Raw genomic sequence first — 14,847 nt, forward strand, 5'->3', positions numbered from 1 at the left:
GGCGCGCCGCGGCGCGCCCGGTCCGCCGCCGCCCCTTGCGATCCCCCATGCGCATTCCCTCGCTCGACGAATCCGCCATCGCCCGCCTGGTCGACCGCTTCTACGACCAGGTGCAGGCCGATCCCGTGCTCGGCCCGGTGTTCGACCCGGTGGTGCACGACTGGCCCGCGCACAAGCGCCTGCTCGTCTCGTTCTGGTGCTCGGTGGCGCTGCGCGCCAACAGCTACCGCGGCAACCCGATGGCCGCGCACCGCTCGCTGCCGATCGACGCCGGCCACTTCGAGCACTGGCTGGGGCTGTGGCGCGCGACCTGCCGCGAGCTGCTGGACGAGGCGCCGGCGGCGCAGATGATCGAGTACGCCGAGCGCATCGGCCGCAGCCTGCGCATGGGGCTGGGGCTGTCGGAGCGGTCCGGGATGCCCGTGCCCGGGGCGATACGCACCGGGTTCTGAAGCATCCGGTACGCCTCGGGGCTGGCCATGAGGTCCGGCCGTGCGCCTCCTCTCCCCTCCGGGGAGAGGAATGAGGTGAGGGGGCAAGGCTTGCGGTGACGCTCATCGATGGCGGCAGCGGGTCGTGCCGCAAGGGTGGCCCCTCACCCCGGCCCTCTCCCCGGAGGGGAGCGGGAGCGGGAGCGAAGTTCCTCCGGCGGGTGAGGAAAAAGGGCGGCGCTCAGCCCAGCGCCTTCAGCGCCGCGTCGTAGTCCGGCTCGTGCGCGATCTCGCCCACCAGCTCGGCGTGCAGCACCTTGTCGTGGCCGTCCAGCACCACCACCGCGCGCGCGGCCAGGCCGGCCAGCGGGCCGCTGGCGATCGCCACGCCGTAGTCGCGCAGGAAGTGCGCGCCGCGCATGGTCGACAGCGTGACCACGCGGTCCAGCCCCTCGGCGCCGCAGAAGCGCGCCTGCGCGAACGGCAGGTCGGCCGAGATGCACAGCACCACGGCGTCCTCCAGCTTCGCCGCCAGCTCGTTGAAGCGGCGCACCGAGGCGGCGCACACGCCGGTGTCGATGCTGGGGAAGATGTTGAGCACCTTGCGCTTGCCCGCGAAGGCGGACAGCGGCACGTCGGCCAGGTCCCTGCCGACCAGGGTGAACGCGGGCGCCTGCTCGCCGGCGGCCGGGAAGCGGCCGTCGACCTGCACCGGCTGGCCCTTGAAAGTGATCTGCGACATGGGAAATACCTCTGCGGGTGGAAAGACCTACAAGTAGAACATGGTCTTGGCCAGGAACACGATGCCCGCCATCAGCGCCAGCACCACGCGGTGGGTGTGGCGGAAGCGGCACAGGTTCATGCGCCCGCGGCGCATCGCCCGCATCGCACTGAGGAACACCCCCAGCACGCCGAAGGCCAGCAGCACCTTGAGCAGCAGCAGCTGGCCGAAGCGCGTGCCCAGGCAGGCCAGGCCGCCGCAGCGCAGGCGGAACAGCAGCCCGCCGCTGAGGAACAGCAGCAGCACCACCGCCGGCATGAAGCGGCGCACCCGCGCCATCACCGCGTCCTCGATGCGCCGCATCGCGGCGGCGTCGAAGTGGCGGTGCAGCGATTCCAGCACCAGCACCTCGAACGCCGCCGCGCCGACGAACACGATGGCGCAGGACAGGTGCAGCAGCACGATCCACGGATACCAGGCCGACATGGGCGAAGCCTCGTCACACGACGCCGCGCAGCTTCCCGCCGCGGCCCCGCGCGGGCCATGACCTGCATCAATGCGCCCTCCGCCGCCGCGACCCGCGCCGCGCGCCCGCGTTCCCGCCTGACCTGCATCAAGGCCGCGCCGCCGGACGGCCCCGAACATGCGCGCATTCCCCAGGGAGACGCGCACCATGAGCACCACCCGAAAACTCTGGCTGGGACTGGCGGCGCTGCTGCTGGCCTCCTTCGCCGCCCTGCTGTGGGTCGGCGAGAAGGTGCACCAGCAGGCGCCGCCGCTGCCGGCCGCGGTCGTCACCACCGACGGCCGCACGCTGTACACCCGCGCCGACATGGAGCTGGGCCGCGAGGTCTGGCAGAGCATCGGCGGCCAGCAGCTCGGCTCGATCTGGGGCCACGGCGCGCTGGTGGCGCCGGACTGGAGCGCCGACTGGCTGCACCGCGAGGCCGGCGCGATGCTGGAGCTGCTGGCGCGCGACGACGGCGCGGCCTCCTTCGACGCGCTGGACGCCGAGCACCAGGCCGCGCTGAAGGCGCGCATCCTGCCGGAGCTGCGCACCAACACCTACGACCCGGCCAGCGACACCATCGCCGTGTCGCCGCTGCGCGCGCAGGCGATGGCGGCGGTGGCGGCGCACTACGAGAGCCTGTTCTCCAGCGACCCGGCCACCGCGAAGCTGCGCAAGGCCTACGCGATGCGCGACGACACCGTGGGCGAGACGGAGCACCGCCGCGCGGTGACCGCCTTCTTCTGGTGGACCGCCTGGGCCGCCGCCGCGCAGCGCCCCGGCGAGAGCATGAGCTACACGCAGAACTGGCCCTACGACCCGCTGGTCGGCAACACGCCCACCGCCACCAGCTTCATGTGGTCGGTGTTCAGCGTGCTGTTCCTGATCTGCGGCATCGGCCTGCTCGCCTGGCACCACGCCGTGCAGAGCCACAGGGAAGGCCCGGCCGCGCCGCCCGCGCGCGACCCGCTGGCGGACCTCAGGCCCACGCCGTCGATGAAGGCCACCGCCAAGTACTTCTGGACGGTGCTGGCGCTGTTCCTCGCGCAGATCCTGCTCGGCGCCACCACTGCGCACTACCAGGTGGAGGGCCAGCAGGCCTACGGCTTCGCGCTGGCCAACTACCTGCCCTACAGCCTCACCCGCACCTGGCACACCGAGCTGGCGGTGCTGTGGATCGCCACCGCGTGGCTGGCCACCGGCCTGTACATGGCGCCGGCGATCGGCGGCGCGGAGCCGAGGTTCCAGCGGCTGGGCGTGAACTTCCTGTGGGCGTGCCTGCTGGTGATCGTGGTCGGCGCGTTCGCCGGCCAGTGGCTGGCGGTGATGGACAAGCTGGGCCTGTCGCGCAACTTCTGGTTCGGCCACCAGGGCTGGGAATACGTGGACCTGGGCCGCTTCTGGCAGCTGTTCCTGTTCGTCGGGCTGATGCTGTGGCTGTTCCTGGTCGGCCGCGCGCTGTGGCCGGCGATCCGCCGCCGCGACGAGACCTCCTCGATCGTGGGCCTGCTGTTCCTCTCCACCGTGGCGATCGGCCTGCTGTACGGCGCCGGCCTGATGTGGGGCGAGCACACCCACATCGCCATGGTCGAGTACTGGCGCTGGTGGGTGGTGCACCTGTGGGTGGAGGGCTTCTTCGAGGTGTTCGCCACCGCGGTGATCAGCTACCTGTTCGTGCGCCTGGGCCTGCTGCGCGCGCGCAGCGCCACCGCCAGCGTGCTGTTCGCCACCATCGTGTTCATGGCCGGCGGCGTGCTGGGCACGCTGCACCACCTGTATTTCACCGGCACCACCACCGCGGTGATCGCGCTGGGGGCCAGCTTCTCGGCGCTGGAGGTGGTGCCGCTGGCGCTGATCGGCCTGGAGGCCTGCGAGACCTGGCGCAGCCGGCGCGCCGCGCCGTGGATGGCGCGCTACCGCTGGCCGATCGTGTTCTTCGTGGCGGTGAGCTTCTGGAACCTGGTGGGCGCCGGCCTGTTCGGCTTCCTGGTCAACACGCCGATCGCGCTGTACTACATGCAGGGCCTCAACCTCACCCCGCTGCACGGGCACACCGCGCTGTTCGGCGTGTACGGCATGCTGGGCCTGGGCCTGATGCTGTTCTGCCTGCGCGGGATCAGGCCGCAGGCCGAGTGGCGCGAGGGCTGGCTGCGCGGCGCGTTCTGGTGCCTCAACATCGGCCTGTCGATGATGGCGCTGTGCACCCTGCTGCCGCTGGGCCTGCTGCAGCTGCATGCGGCGCTGACCCACGGCTACTGGTACGCCCGCTCCGCCGAGGTGATGGACACGCCGCTGGTGCACCTCTTGGTGTGGCTGCGCGTGCCGGGCGACAGCCTGTTCGCGGCGGGCGCGCTGCTGGTCTCGGCCTTCGTCGCCTCGCTGTGGCTGGCGCGGCGGCCGGCGGCGCTGCCGCAGGCGGCGCGCGACAGCGCCTGAAGCGCGCGGAGGGCGCCCGCCGCGGCGCCCTCCCTTCCTCCCGGGAACGCCGATGCTCGAGTTCTATCCGCAGATCAGGTGGGCGCACGTCGCCTGCGTGCTGGCCAGCGGCGCGCTGTTCGCGCTGCGCGGCCTGCTGGTGCAGCTCGGCCACGGGCGCGTCGCGCAGTGGGCACCGCTGCGCTGGCTGGGCCACGCGGTCGACACCGCCCTGCTCACCGCCGCGCTGATGCTGCTGACCCTGCTGCCGCACGCGATGTTCGCCAACGGCTGGCTCGCCGCCAAGCTCGCGCTGGTGGCCGCCTACGTCGCGCTGGGCACGCTGGCGCTCGGGCGCGCGCGCACGCCGCGGGCGCGGCGCCTGTGCTACGCCGCCGCGTTGTTGGCCTACGTCAACATCGTGGGCATCGCCTACATGCACCATCCGCTCGGCTGGCTGCACGGCTGGCCGGCATGAACCCGGGACACGGCCCATGGAGATCGTGATGGACAGCGCACTGCGTCTGGTCAACCCGCAGCGCGAGGCCGAGCGCCGCTGGGTGCACCTGGCGGTGGCCCGGCTGGGACAGGAGGCCGCGCGCTCGGCCGACACGCACCTGCTCAAGCTGGAGTTCCCCGGCTTCCGCGGCATCGGCTTCTACTTCAAGGACGAGTCGGCGCACCCCAGCGGCAGCCTCAAGCACCGGCTGGCGCGCTCGCTGTTCCTGTACGCGCTGTGCAACGGCCGCCTGCGCGACGGCCAGAGCGTGGTGGACGCCTCCTCCGGCAGCACCGCGATCTCCGAGGCGTGGTTCGCGCGCCTGCTCGGCCTGCCGTTCGTGGCGGTGATGCCGGCCTGCACCGCGCCGGGCAAGATCCAAGGCGTGCAGGCGCTGGGCGGCGAGTGCGAGCTGGTGGACGACCCCGCGCAGGTGTACGCGCGCGCCGCCGCGCACGCCGCGCGCGGCGCCTGCCACCTGGACCAGTTCGGCCTGGCCGAGCGCGCCACCGACTGGCGCGGCAACAACAACATCGCCGAGTCGATCGTCGGCCAGATGGCGCTGGAGGCCGAGCCCGAGCCGACCTGGATCGTCTGCGGCGCCGGCACCGGCGGCACCTCGGCCACCATCGGCCGCTACCTGCGCTACCGCCGCCTGGCCACCCAGCTGTGCGTGGCCGAGCCGGCCGGCGGCGCGTTCGCGCGCGGCTGGCGCAGCCGCGACGCCGGCGCGCGGGCCGGCCAGCCCACGCTGATCGAGGGCATCGGCCGGCCGCAGGTCGAGCCGGGCTTCCTGTTCGACGTGGTGGACCGCGTGGTCGAGGTGCCCGACAGCGCCTCGATCGCCGCCGCCTGGCTGCTGGAGGAGCTGCTCGGCCGCCGCTACGGCGGCTCGTCCGGCACCAACCTGGTCGCCTGCCTGCAGCTGGCCGCCACCATGCGCGCGCGCGGCGAGCGCGGCAGCATCGTCAGCCTGCTGTGCGACCGCGGCGAGCGCTACGCGCAGACGCTGTTCGACCCGGCCTGGCTGGCCGCGCGCGGCATCGACCTGGCGCCCTGGGACGCGGCGCTGCGCGCCAGCCTGCGCGACGGCCGCCCGCCGGTGCCGGCCGGCGCGGGGTAAGGTGGCGGCACCCCTCGATGGAGCCTGCCATGTCCTTCGCCCTGTTCGGCTACGGCCGCTTCGGCCGCGCCTTCGCCGACCTGCTGCAGCGGGCCGGGCACGCGCTGCGCGTGTTCGACCCGCACGCCGACGTGCCCGCCGCGCTGGCGGCCGCCACGCCCGCCGCGGCGCTCGCGGGCGCCGAATGGATCGTGCTGGCGATGCCGGTGCCGCGCATGGCCGAGGCGCTGCGCGGGCTGCGCCCGCTGCTCGACCCGCGCCAGACGGTGATCGACGTGGGCAGCGTCAAGCAGGGCCCGTGCGCGCTGCTGGACGGGGTGCTCGGCGCGGCGATCCCGCACGCCGGCACGCACCCGCTGTTCGGCCCGCTCAGCCTCGCGCGCGGCGAGCGCCCGCTGCGCGTGGTGCTGTGCCCCAGCGCGCGGCACCCGGACGCCGCCGCGCGCACGCGCGCGCTGTTCGCCGCGCTCGGCTGCGAGGTGGTCGAGCGCGAGCCGGCCGCGCACGACCGCGCGATGGCGCAGACGCACGCGCTGGCCTTCTTCATCGCCAAGGCGCTGGTGGAGATGGGCGTGGGCGAGGACCTCTCGCTGGCGCCGCCCTCCTTCCTCGGCCTGGCCCACATGCTCGCCGCGGTGCGCGGCGACGCCGGCCACCTGTTCGCCGCGATCCAGCGCGAGAACCCCTACGCCGGCGAGGCGCGCGCCTCGCTGCTCGACCACCTCGCCGCGATCCACCAGCGCCTGCAGGCGGACGAGGGCGCGGCGCTGTCCATTCCCGGCGCCGATCCGCCATGAGCCACCACGACCTGCGCGGCTTCCTCGGCCAGCTCGAGCGCGAGCGCCAGCTGCTGCGCGTGCGCGCGCCGGTCGACCCGCACCTGGAATCCACCGCGCTCAGCCTGCGCGCGCTGCGCGAGGGCGGCCCGGCGCTGCTGATGGAGCGGCCGCTCGGCTCGCCGCACGCGCTGCTCGGCAACCTGTTCGGCCACCGCCGGCGCATCGAGGCGGCGCTGGCCGGCCGCCCGCTGGCCAGCCTGCGCGAGCTGGGCGCGCTGCTCGCCGCGCTGAAGGAGCCGCGCTGGCCGTCCAGCCTGCGCCAGGCGCTGGCGACCTGGCCGGAGCTGGCCCAGCTCGCCCACGTGACGCCGCGCCGCGTGGCGGAGGCGGCCTTCGAGCACGAGACGGTGGAAGGCGGCGACGTCGACCTGGCGCGCCTGCCCGTGCAGCACTGCTGGCCGCGCGACGCCGGCCGGCTGATCACCTTCGGCCTGGTGGTGACGCGCGGCACGCGGCAGGCGCGGCAGAACGTGGCGATCTACCGCCAGCAGCTGCTCGGCCGCAACCGCGTGATCATGCGCTGGCTGCCGCACCGCGGCGGCGCGCTGGACCACGCCGACTGGCAGGCGGCGCATCCGGACCGGCCCTTCCCCGTGCTGGTGGCGATCGGCGCCGACCCGGCGACGATGCTGGCCGCGGTGGCGCCGGTGCCCGACAGCCTGTCCGAATACGAGTTCGCCGGCCTGCTGCGCGGCCAGCGCACGCGGCTGTGGCGCAGCGCGCTCACCGGGCTGGACGCGCCGGCCGGCGCGGAGATCCTGCTGGAAGGCTTCATCCGCCCCGGCGACGCCGCGCTGGAGGGCCCGTTCGGCGACCACACCGGCTACTACAACGCGCAGGAGCGCTTCCCCGTGCTCACCGTCGAGCGGCTGCGCCTGCGCCGCGACGCGGTCTACCACGGCAGCTACATGGGCCGCGCGCCGCACGACGAGCCCTCGGTGCTGGCGATGGCGCTGAACGAGGTATTCGTGCCGATCCTGCAGAAGGCGTTCCCGGAGATCGTGGACTTCCACCTGCCGCCGGAGGCGTGCTCCTACCGCGTGGCGGTGGTCGCCATCCGCAAGCAGTACGCCGGCCACGCGCGGCGCGTGATGATGGGCCTGTGGTCGTACCTGCGCCAGTTCACCTACACCAAGTTCGTGATCGTCACCGACGCCGACATCGACGTGCGCGACTGGCCGCAGGTGATCTGGGCGGTCGCCACCCGCGTCGATCCCGCGCGCGACGCGCTGCTGGTGGAGCGCACGCCGATCGACTACCTCGACTTCGCCAGCCCCGTCGCCGGCCTCGGCTCCAAGCTGGGCCTGGACGCCACCTGCAAGTGGCCGGGCGAGACCGCGCGCGCCTGGGGCCTGCCGATCGAGCCCGACCCGGCGGTGGAGCGGCGCGTGGAGGCGCTGTGGTCGCAGTTGCAGGCGGCGCGCTGACGGCGCACCGGGGCCGCCTCGAACCGCCGCCTTGACGGCCGTCATTCCCGCGCGAGCGGGAACCCATCCTGCGCCGCCCGCGCGTCCACCCGGCTTCCCGTCCGCGCGAGAGCGACGCCACCGACGCTCTTCCCTGCGCTCCCCTCAAGGCGGCGCGGACGCCGCCCCGTCCGGGTCCAGCACCGCCAGCGCCTCGCGCAGCTCGGCCTGCAGCGCCAGCCACGAGCGTTCCCACTGCCCCGGGTGCGGCTTCGCCAGGCCGAAGCGCCGCAGCATCGCCTGCGCCGTGGCCAGCCGCGCGCGCAGCGCCGCGGCCGCGGCCAGCGCGCGTTCGTGCTCGTCCTTGCCGACCATCAGGATCTTCCTGTCGCGGCACACGCCGATGCACGGCTGCGGCGCCTCGATCCTGCCACAGCCGATGCACTGCCAGGCCTGGACGTACTCGGCCATCGCCGCGCCGCCCGCGCCTTCAGTGCCCGTGCGCCATCGCCGGCATCGGCGCGGCGTCCGCGGACCAGCCAGGATCGTCGAAGTAGCGCGGGTAGTCGGCCACGTCGCGGCGCATCGCCGCCACCTCTGCCATGTCGCGCGGGTCGACCCGGAGCCGGCGCGCGTCGTCGAGCAGCGGCACCAGCATGCGGTGGACCACCGCGTCCTGCTCCGGCCCCAGCCGGCAGTGCGCGAACAGGTCGGACACCGCCGCCTCGATCAGGCCGACGCGGGCGAGCGCCATGGTCGCGTCCATGTGGCCCATCTCGTAGTGGCGCAGTTCCTCCAGCGCGGCGTGGATGCGGCCCATGCCCTCGCGCAGCGTCGCGCCGGCGCTCCAGCGCGGCGCCGGCAGCGGGACCGGCTGGCCGTCGTAGGCCGCGTGCGCGGCGTGGTCGTGCTGCGGTGCGGCCTGCAGCGGGCCGAAGGCGAGCAAGCCGAGCAGCAGGACGGGAAGCGTGGCGGTCTTCATGGCGTACTCCTCGTGCGGCGCGGGCGCCGCGGATGGACGCAGCCTAGTCCGCGCCCCCGCGGCGCCGGCTGATCCAGGTCAACGACGGCGGCCCGCGCCGGCGCGCAGGATGCGGCGTCCCGTCGCACCGGAGAGGCGTCATGCAACTGGTCTGTCCCGCCGGCAACCTGCCGGCCCTGCAGGCGGCGGTCGACGCCGGCGCCGACGCGGTCTACGCGGGCCTGCGCGACCAGACCAACGCGCGCGCCTTCCCCGGCCTCAACTTCGGCGACGAGGAGCTGCGCCAGGGCATCGCCTACGCGCACGCGCGCGGCGCGCGGGTGTACCTCGCGCTCAACACCTATCCCGACAGCGCGCGGCTGGCGCAGTGGCAGGCGGCGGTGGACAAGGCCGCCGGCCTCGGCTGCGACGCCGTCATCGTGGCCGAGATGGCGGTGCTCGACTACGCCGCGCGCGCGCATCCGGCGCTGCCGCGGCACCTGTCGGTGCAGGGCTCGGCCACCACCGCGCCGGCGCTGCGCTACATGCACGAGCGCTTCGGCATCGCCCGTGCGGTGCTGCCGCGCGTGCTGTCGATCCAGCAGGTGGAGCGCCTGTGCGAGAGCGCGCCGGTGCCGCTGGAGGTGTTCGCCTTCGGCAGCCTGTGCATCATGGTGGAGGGGCGCTGCCAGCTCTCCAGCTACGTCACCGGCGCCTCGCCCAACCGCCACGGCGTGTGCTCGCCGGCCGGCTTCGTGCGCTGGGAGGAGCACGCCGACGGCCGCCGCAGCGTGCGCCTCAACCGCGTGCTGATCGACCGCTTCGAGCCGGCCGAGCCGGCCGGCTATCCCACCGTGTGCAAGGGCCGCTACGCGGTGGGCGGCGAGACCTTCCACGCGCTGGAGGAGCCGGCCAGCCTCAACACGCTGGAGCTGCTGCCGCGGCTGGCGCGGGCCGGCGTGGCGGCGCTGAAGATCGAGGGTCGCCAGCGCGGCGCGGCCTACGTCGCCTCGGTCACGCGCACCTGGCGCGAGGCGCTGGACCGCTACCGCGCCGCGCCCGCGCAGTGGCGGCCGCGGCCCGGCTGGCAGTCCGCGCTGGCCCGCCACGCCGAGGGCCGCCAGACCACGCTCGGTCCCTACCACCGCCGCTGGCACTGAACCGATGAAGCTGAGCCTGGGACCACTGCAGTACTTCTGGCCGCGCGAGCGCACGCTGGCGTTCTACCGCGAGGCGGCGCGCTGGCCGGTGGACATCGTCTACCTCGGCGAGACGGTGTGCAGCAAGCGCCGCGAGCTGGCCGCGCGCGACTGGACCGCGCTGGCCGCGGAGCTGGCCGAGAGCGGCAAGCAGGTGGTGCTGTCCTCGCTGGCGCTGGTCGAGGCCGAGTCGGAGCTGGGCGCGCTCGGGCGGCTGGTCGAGGCAGGCGGCGGCTGGATCGAGGCCAACGACCTGTCCGCCGTGCAGCTGTGCCGCCTGCGCGGCGTGCCCTTCGTCGGCGGCCCCTCGCTCAACGTGTACAACCACCGCGCGCTGGCGCTGCTGATGGAGGACGGCCTGCGCCGCTGGGTGCCCGGCGTGGAGCAGGGCGAGGCGCTGCTGCGCGAGCTGCGCGCGGCGATGCTGGCCGGCGGCGGCGCGATGCCGGAACTGGAGGTGATCGCCTTCGGCCGCCTGCCGCTGGCCTACTCGGCGCGCTGCTTCACCGCGCGCGCGCTGGACGTGGCGAAGGACCAGTGCGGCTTCCGCTGCATCGACCATCCCGACGGCCTGCCGCTGGCCACGCGCGAGGGGCGGCCGTTCCTGCGCATCAACGGCGTCCAGGTCCAGGGCGAGGAGGTCACCGACCTCGGCCCCGAGCTGCCGGCGCTGCGCGCGCTGGGCGTGGACGTGCTGCGGCTGTACCCGCAGGCCGAGGGCATGGCCGAGGCGGTGGCGCATTTCCACCTCGCCCGCCGCTCGCCGCAGCCGCCGCCGCGCATCGGCGCGCGCAACGGCTACTGGCACGGCGGGCCGGGGATGCGGGTCGACGCCGCATCCTGATGGCGGCAAGCGGCGGCTCCCGCCGCTTGCCGGTCGCGTGCGCTCCCGCTCGCCGTTCCCGGAAGCGCGCATCCGCGCGCCGTCGCCTCGGAGCACCGGACCGCCGCAGCTACACCCCCGCGAACACCAGGCTCGCGTTGGTGCCGCCGAAGCCGAAGCTGTTGGACATCACCGCGCGCAGCCGCGCCTCGCGCGTCTCGCGCAGGATCGGGTAGCCGGCGGCCCGCGGGTCCAGCGCGTCGATGTTCGCCGAGCCGGCGACGAAGCCGCCCTCGAGCATCAGCAGGCTGTAGATCGCCTCGTGCACGCCGGCCGCGCCGAGCGCGTGGCCGGTCAGCGCCTTGGTCGAGGACAGCGGCGGCAGCGCCGCGCCGAACGCCTCGCGCGCCGCCTGCAGCTCCACGAGGTCGCCCAGCGGCGTGGCGGTGCCGTGGGTGTTGAGGTAGCCGACCGGCACGCCGGCGCCGGCCAGCGCCATGCGCATGCAGCGCACCGCGCCCTCGCCGGAGGGCGCCACCATGTCGGCGCCATCGGAGGTGACGCCGTAGCCGACCAGCTCGGCGCGGATGTGCGCGCCGCGCGCCTTCGCGTGCGCGTAGTCCTCCAGCACCAGCATGCCGCCCCCGCCGCCGATCACGAAGCCGTCGCGGCCGGCGTCGTAGGGGCGCGAGGCGGCGCGCGGCGCGTCGTTGTAGCCGGTGGACAGCGCGCCCATCGCGTCGAACTGCGCGGCCATGCCCCAGTGCAGCTCCTCGCCGCCGCCGGCGAACACCACGTCCTGCGCGCCGTGGCGGATCAGCTCGGCCGCCGCGCCGATGCAGTGCGCCGAGGTGGCGCAGGCGGCGGCGATCGAATAGCTGAGGCCGAGGATGCCGAAGGCGGTGGCCAGCGCCGCCGACACGGTGGAACACATCGTGCGCGGCACCATGTACGGCCCGATCCGGCGCACGCCCTTCGCGCGCAGCAGCTCGGCCGTCTCGATCTGCCACTGCGCCGAGCCGCCGCCGGAGCCGGCGATCACGCCGGTGCGCGGATGGCTGACCTGCTCGGGCACGAGGCCGGCGTCGGCGATCGCCGCGCGCATCGCCACGTAGGCGTAGGCCGCCGCGTCGCCCATGAAGCGCCGGAGCCGGCGGTCGACCGCCGCGTCCAGGTCCACCTGCGGCACGCCGGCCACCTGGCTGCGCAGGCCGCGCTCGGCGTACTCGGGCACCGCGCGGATGCCGCCGCGCAGCTCGCGCAGCGCGCGCGTCACCGTGTCGGCCACGTTGCCGAGGCAGGAGACGATGCCCATTCCGGTCACCACCACGCGGCGCATCAGAAGTTCTCCGTGGAGCGGAACAGGCCCACGCGCATGTCGGTGGCCACGTAGATCGGCCGCCCGTCGACGAAGGTGCGCCCGTCGGCGACCACCAGCGCCAGCCGGCCGCGCAGCACGCGGCGCACGTCCACCTCGTAGCGCACCAGCCGCGCGCTCGGCAGCACCTGGCCGGTGAACTTCACCTGCCCCACGCCCAGCGCGCGGCCGCGGCCCGGCTCGCCCAGCCAGGGCAGGAAGAAGCCGGACAGCTGCCACAGCGCGTCCAGCCCCAGGCAGCCGGGCATCACCGGGTCGCCGTCGAAGTGGCAGCCGAAGAACCACAGCCGCGGATGCACGTCCAGCTCCGCGTGCAGCTCGCCCTTGCCGAACGCGCCGCCGTGCTCGGCGACGCGGGTGATGCGGTCGAACATCAGCATCGGCGGCGACGGCAGCCGCGCGTTGCCGGGGCCGAACAGCTCGCCGCGGGCGCAGGCGAGCAGCTGCTCGCGGTCGAACGAGGAAGGTCGGGACATGCGATCGTTCCGGGCTGGGATGCGGCGAGTCTGCGGCGCGCCGGCGGCGGCCGCCCTGACGCCGGTCAAGCGGCGCTCAGCGGCGGAAGGCGAACGCGGCGAAGCTGGCGCGCAGCCGCGCGAGGTCCGGCGTCCGCCAGCCCGGCAGCGGGCGGCCGCCGGCGCGGCAGGCGCGCAGCGTCCAGCGCCGCACGCCCAGCGCGGCCAGGTCGTCGGCGAGCCGGTACAGCTCGTCGGGCGGGAACAGCGCCGGATGCCAGGCGGTGCGGCATTCCAGCGGCGCGCTGCCGGCCAGCAGCGCGCACAGCGCGGCGGCCGCGCGATGGCCGCTGCCGCGCACGCCGGTGACGGCGTCGTAGCGGCGCCACGGCGCCTTGACCTCCAGCGCCACCCAGTCCAGGCGCGGCAGCAGCGGCCGCAGCCGTTCGGGATGGATGCCCGCGGTGTGCAGCGCGACGCGGTAGCCCAGCGCGCGCGCCTCCTCCACCGCCTCGCCCAGCGCGGCCTGCGCGGTGGGCTCGCCGCCGGCGAACGCCACGCCGTCGAGGCGTCCCCGCCGGCGCTGCAGCAGCGCGCGCACCGCTTCCCACGGCACGCCGGCCACGCCGCGCGGCGGGCGCCAGCGCGGATCGGGGCAGTGCACGCAGCGCCACGGGCAGCCTTGCAGGTGCAGCGTCAGCGCACGGCCGCCGGGCAAGGCGTCGGCGGTCGCGCGCCCGATGCCGGCTACCGCGAGCACGCGGCGTTGTCCCGGCCGGCGCGCATGCGCCGCATCGGCGTCAGGCCGCCTCGCCGCGGTGCGCGGCGCGCGCCGCGCGGGCGAGGCGGGCGCCGCGGTCGAGCGCGATGCGCAGGCCCAGCGGCAGCCGCTCCCATGGCAGCCGCTCCAGCAGGTTGCGCGCGGTGAGGCCCAGCTCGGTGTCGCCGGTGAGCACCAGCGCGCGCTGGAAGAACAGCGTGTCGGCGTCCTCCAGCCGGCCGGCCAGCAACAGCAGGTCGGCGGCGCCGCCGCGCACGCTGGCCTCGGCCTCGCCGTCGACCACGCGCAGCCGCGCTCCGCGCAGCTCCAGCACCCAGCGCAGGCGCAGGTCGCTCACCTCGATGCCCAGCCGGCGGCCCCGCATGAAGTCGAGCGCGCCTGCGCGCAACGGCGCGGCCAGCACGCCGGCCAGCGCGGCCTCGAGCAGGCGGCCCTGCCAGCGCGCGGGCGCCAGTTGCAGCAACGGGGCCAGCCGGCGCGGCGGCGGCAGCAGGCGCAACAGGCGGGCGGCATGGGCGGGCGCGGGCATGGCCGCCATCGTCGCCTCGTCGCGGGATGCCGCGCCCTGATCCGGGTCAGGCACCTGCGTCGCCAGCCCCGGCAGGGCCATCGCGCCGAACAGCGCGAAGGCGGCCGGCAGCAGCAGCGCGCCGAGGTTGAACAGGCCGTGCAGCCACGGCCCCAGCCGCGCGCCGCGCAGCCGCACGCCGGCCGCCGCGGGCAGGAACTGCAGCAGGCTGCCGAGCAGCGCGTTGCCCAGCACGCCCAGCGTGTAGGCGTGCACCAGCGCGAGCGTCGCCGGATGCCAGCGCGAGCGCAGCGGCGCCGCGCCCGCGGCCAGCAGCAGCGCCGCGGCGGCCACGCCCCACATCGGCATGGTGAGCAGGAAGCGGCGCGGCAGCGCGGCCGCCGGCGCCTGCTCAAGCGCCAGCCGGGCCATGCGCGGCGTCGCGGCGGATGGTCACCTGCGCGCCGCCTTCCGCGAGCGGTTCCGCCCGCGCGTGCAGGCCGCGCTGCGCCAGCGCGTCCAGCAGCGGCGCCGGCAGCAGGGGCGTGAGCACGCGCAGCGACTGCCCCGGCAGCAGCGCGTCGGCGGCGGCCAGCGCGCGTTGCAGCGGCTCGGGCGCGGGCAGGCGGCGCAGGTCGAGCGGGGCGGGACCGGCGGCCGCGTCGTGGCAGCGGCAGGAATGGCAGGTTCCGGTGGGCATGGTGCGATCTCAGCGCAGGCGCGGGATGGATGCGCTGATCCAGGTCAACGGGGATCGGGTATTCGCGCGGTGGCGGCGTGCCTGGCGAAAGTGCGGCTTG

Annotated in this window: 17 protein-coding genes; 8 read left to right on the forward strand and 9 right to left on the reverse strand. The window is 75.2% G+C overall.

Annotated features, from left to right (window positions below; genetic code table 11):
* Positions 1-47: 47 nt before the first annotated feature.
* Positions 48-452, forward strand: coding sequence for a group III truncated hemoglobin (locus C7456_RS11440; RefSeq protein WP_109723893.1), 405 nt, complete (start codon positions 48-50; stop codon positions 450-452).
* Positions 453-672: 220 nt separating this feature from the next.
* Here the strand turns inward: C7456_RS11440 and tpx are convergent, their stop codons facing one another.
* Entirely contained in the window at positions 673-1,173 is a 501-nt protein-coding gene (gene tpx / locus C7456_RS11445) for a thiol peroxidase (protein WP_109723894.1), read from the reverse strand.
* A gap of 27 nt (positions 1,174-1,200) precedes the next feature.
* A complete protein-coding gene (locus tag C7456_RS11450; RefSeq protein WP_109723895.1) occupies positions 1,201-1,638 on the reverse strand; it encodes a hypothetical protein in 438 nt (145 codons plus the stop codon).
* A gap of 187 nt (positions 1,639-1,825) precedes the next feature.
* Between C7456_RS11450 and C7456_RS11455 the strand changes: the two genes are divergently transcribed.
* The 5 genes from C7456_RS11455 to C7456_RS11475 are packed head-to-tail and all read left to right on the forward strand — an operon-like array spanning position 1,826 to position 7,963.
* Positions 1,826-4,096, forward strand: a complete 2,271-nt coding sequence (locus tag C7456_RS11455; protein ID WP_109723896.1) for a nitric-oxide reductase large subunit — start codon at positions 1,826-1,828, stop codon at positions 4,094-4,096.
* A gap of 52 nt (positions 4,097-4,148) precedes the next feature.
* Complete coding sequence (locus C7456_RS11460; RefSeq protein WP_109723897.1) at positions 4,149-4,553, forward strand: SirB2 family protein; 405 nt, start codon at positions 4,149-4,151, stop codon at positions 4,551-4,553.
* 28 nt (positions 4,554-4,581) lie between these two features.
* Complete coding sequence (locus C7456_RS11465; RefSeq protein ID WP_109724071.1) at positions 4,582-5,697, forward strand: PLP-dependent cysteine synthase family protein; 1,116 nt, start codon at positions 4,582-4,584, stop codon at positions 5,695-5,697.
* 29 nt (positions 5,698-5,726) lie between these two features.
* Positions 5,727-6,494 carry a prephenate dehydrogenase/arogenate dehydrogenase family protein gene (locus tag C7456_RS11470; RefSeq protein WP_109723898.1) on the forward strand — a complete coding sequence of 256 codons (768 nt, stop codon included), beginning with the start codon at positions 5,727-5,729 and terminating at the stop codon, positions 6,492-6,494.
* Positions 6,491-7,963, forward strand: a complete 1,473-nt coding sequence (locus C7456_RS11475) for a UbiD family decarboxylase (protein WP_109723899.1) — start codon at positions 6,491-6,493, stop codon at positions 7,961-7,963. Before C7456_RS11470 ends, C7456_RS11475 begins: the two co-directional genes overlap by 4 nt.
* 144 nt (positions 7,964-8,107) lie before the next feature.
* Here C7456_RS11475 and C7456_RS11480 read toward each other — a convergent pair whose 3' ends face one another.
* Both C7456_RS11480 and C7456_RS11485 read right to left on the reverse strand, forming a co-directional pair.
* The gene (locus tag C7456_RS11480) at positions 8,108-8,413 is read right to left on the reverse strand and encodes a hypothetical protein (RefSeq protein WP_109723900.1); all 306 of its coding nucleotides are present in this window, start codon (positions 8,411-8,413) and stop codon (positions 8,108-8,110) included.
* Positions 8,414-8,432: 19 nt separating this feature from the next.
* Positions 8,433-8,924 carry a DnrO protein gene (locus tag C7456_RS11485; protein ID WP_109723901.1) on the reverse strand — a complete coding sequence of 164 codons (492 nt, stop codon included), beginning with the start codon at positions 8,922-8,924 and terminating at the stop codon, positions 8,433-8,435.
* Positions 8,925-9,064: 140 nt separating this feature from the next.
* Between C7456_RS11485 and ubiU the strand changes: the two genes are divergently transcribed.
* Positions 9,065-10,063, forward strand: coding sequence for a ubiquinone anaerobic biosynthesis protein UbiU (gene ubiU, locus C7456_RS11490; RefSeq protein ID WP_109723902.1), 999 nt, complete (start codon positions 9,065-9,067; stop codon positions 10,061-10,063).
* Between the two features lie 4 nt (positions 10,064-10,067).
* Positions 10,068-10,946 carry a U32 family peptidase gene (locus C7456_RS11495; protein ID WP_109723903.1) on the forward strand — a complete coding sequence of 293 codons (879 nt, stop codon included), beginning with the start codon at positions 10,068-10,070 and terminating at the stop codon, positions 10,944-10,946.
* 109 nt (positions 10,947-11,055) lie between these two features.
* Here C7456_RS11495 and fabB read toward each other — a convergent pair whose 3' ends face one another.
* From fabB to C7456_RS11525, 5 genes are all read right to left on the reverse strand, one after another.
* Entirely contained in the window at positions 11,056-12,264 is a 1,209-nt protein-coding gene (gene fabB, locus C7456_RS11500; RefSeq protein ID WP_109723904.1) for a beta-ketoacyl-ACP synthase I, read from the reverse strand.
* Entirely contained in the window at positions 12,264-12,779 is a 516-nt protein-coding gene (gene fabA, locus C7456_RS11505; protein WP_109723905.1) for a 3-hydroxyacyl-[acyl-carrier-protein] dehydratase FabA, read from the reverse strand. Before fabA ends, fabB begins: the two co-directional genes overlap by 1 nt.
* A 76-nt stretch (positions 12,780-12,855) precedes the next feature.
* Positions 12,856-13,518 (reverse strand): radical SAM protein, encoded by a 663-nt coding sequence (locus tag C7456_RS11510; protein ID WP_109723906.1) that lies wholly within the window; start codon positions 13,516-13,518, stop codon positions 12,856-12,858.
* Between the two features lie 40 nt (positions 13,519-13,558).
* Positions 13,559-14,479: a ubiquinone anaerobic biosynthesis accessory factor UbiT gene (ubiT, locus tag C7456_RS17530; protein ID WP_245889847.1), complete on the reverse strand. Its 921-nt coding sequence runs from the start codon at positions 14,477-14,479 to the stop codon at positions 13,559-13,561.
* On the reverse strand, positions 14,460-14,747 hold the full coding sequence (locus C7456_RS11525; protein WP_109723907.1) for a DUF2249 domain-containing protein: 288 nt from the start codon (positions 14,745-14,747) through the stop codon (positions 14,460-14,462). Before C7456_RS11525 ends, ubiT begins: the two co-directional genes overlap by 20 nt.
* Positions 14,748-14,847: the final 100 nt, after the last annotated feature.

The sequence above is a fragment of the Fulvimonas soli genome (assembly GCF_003148905.1).
In the GTDB taxonomy this organism is placed as follows: Bacteria; Pseudomonadota; Gammaproteobacteria; order Xanthomonadales; family Rhodanobacteraceae; genus Fulvimonas; species Fulvimonas soli.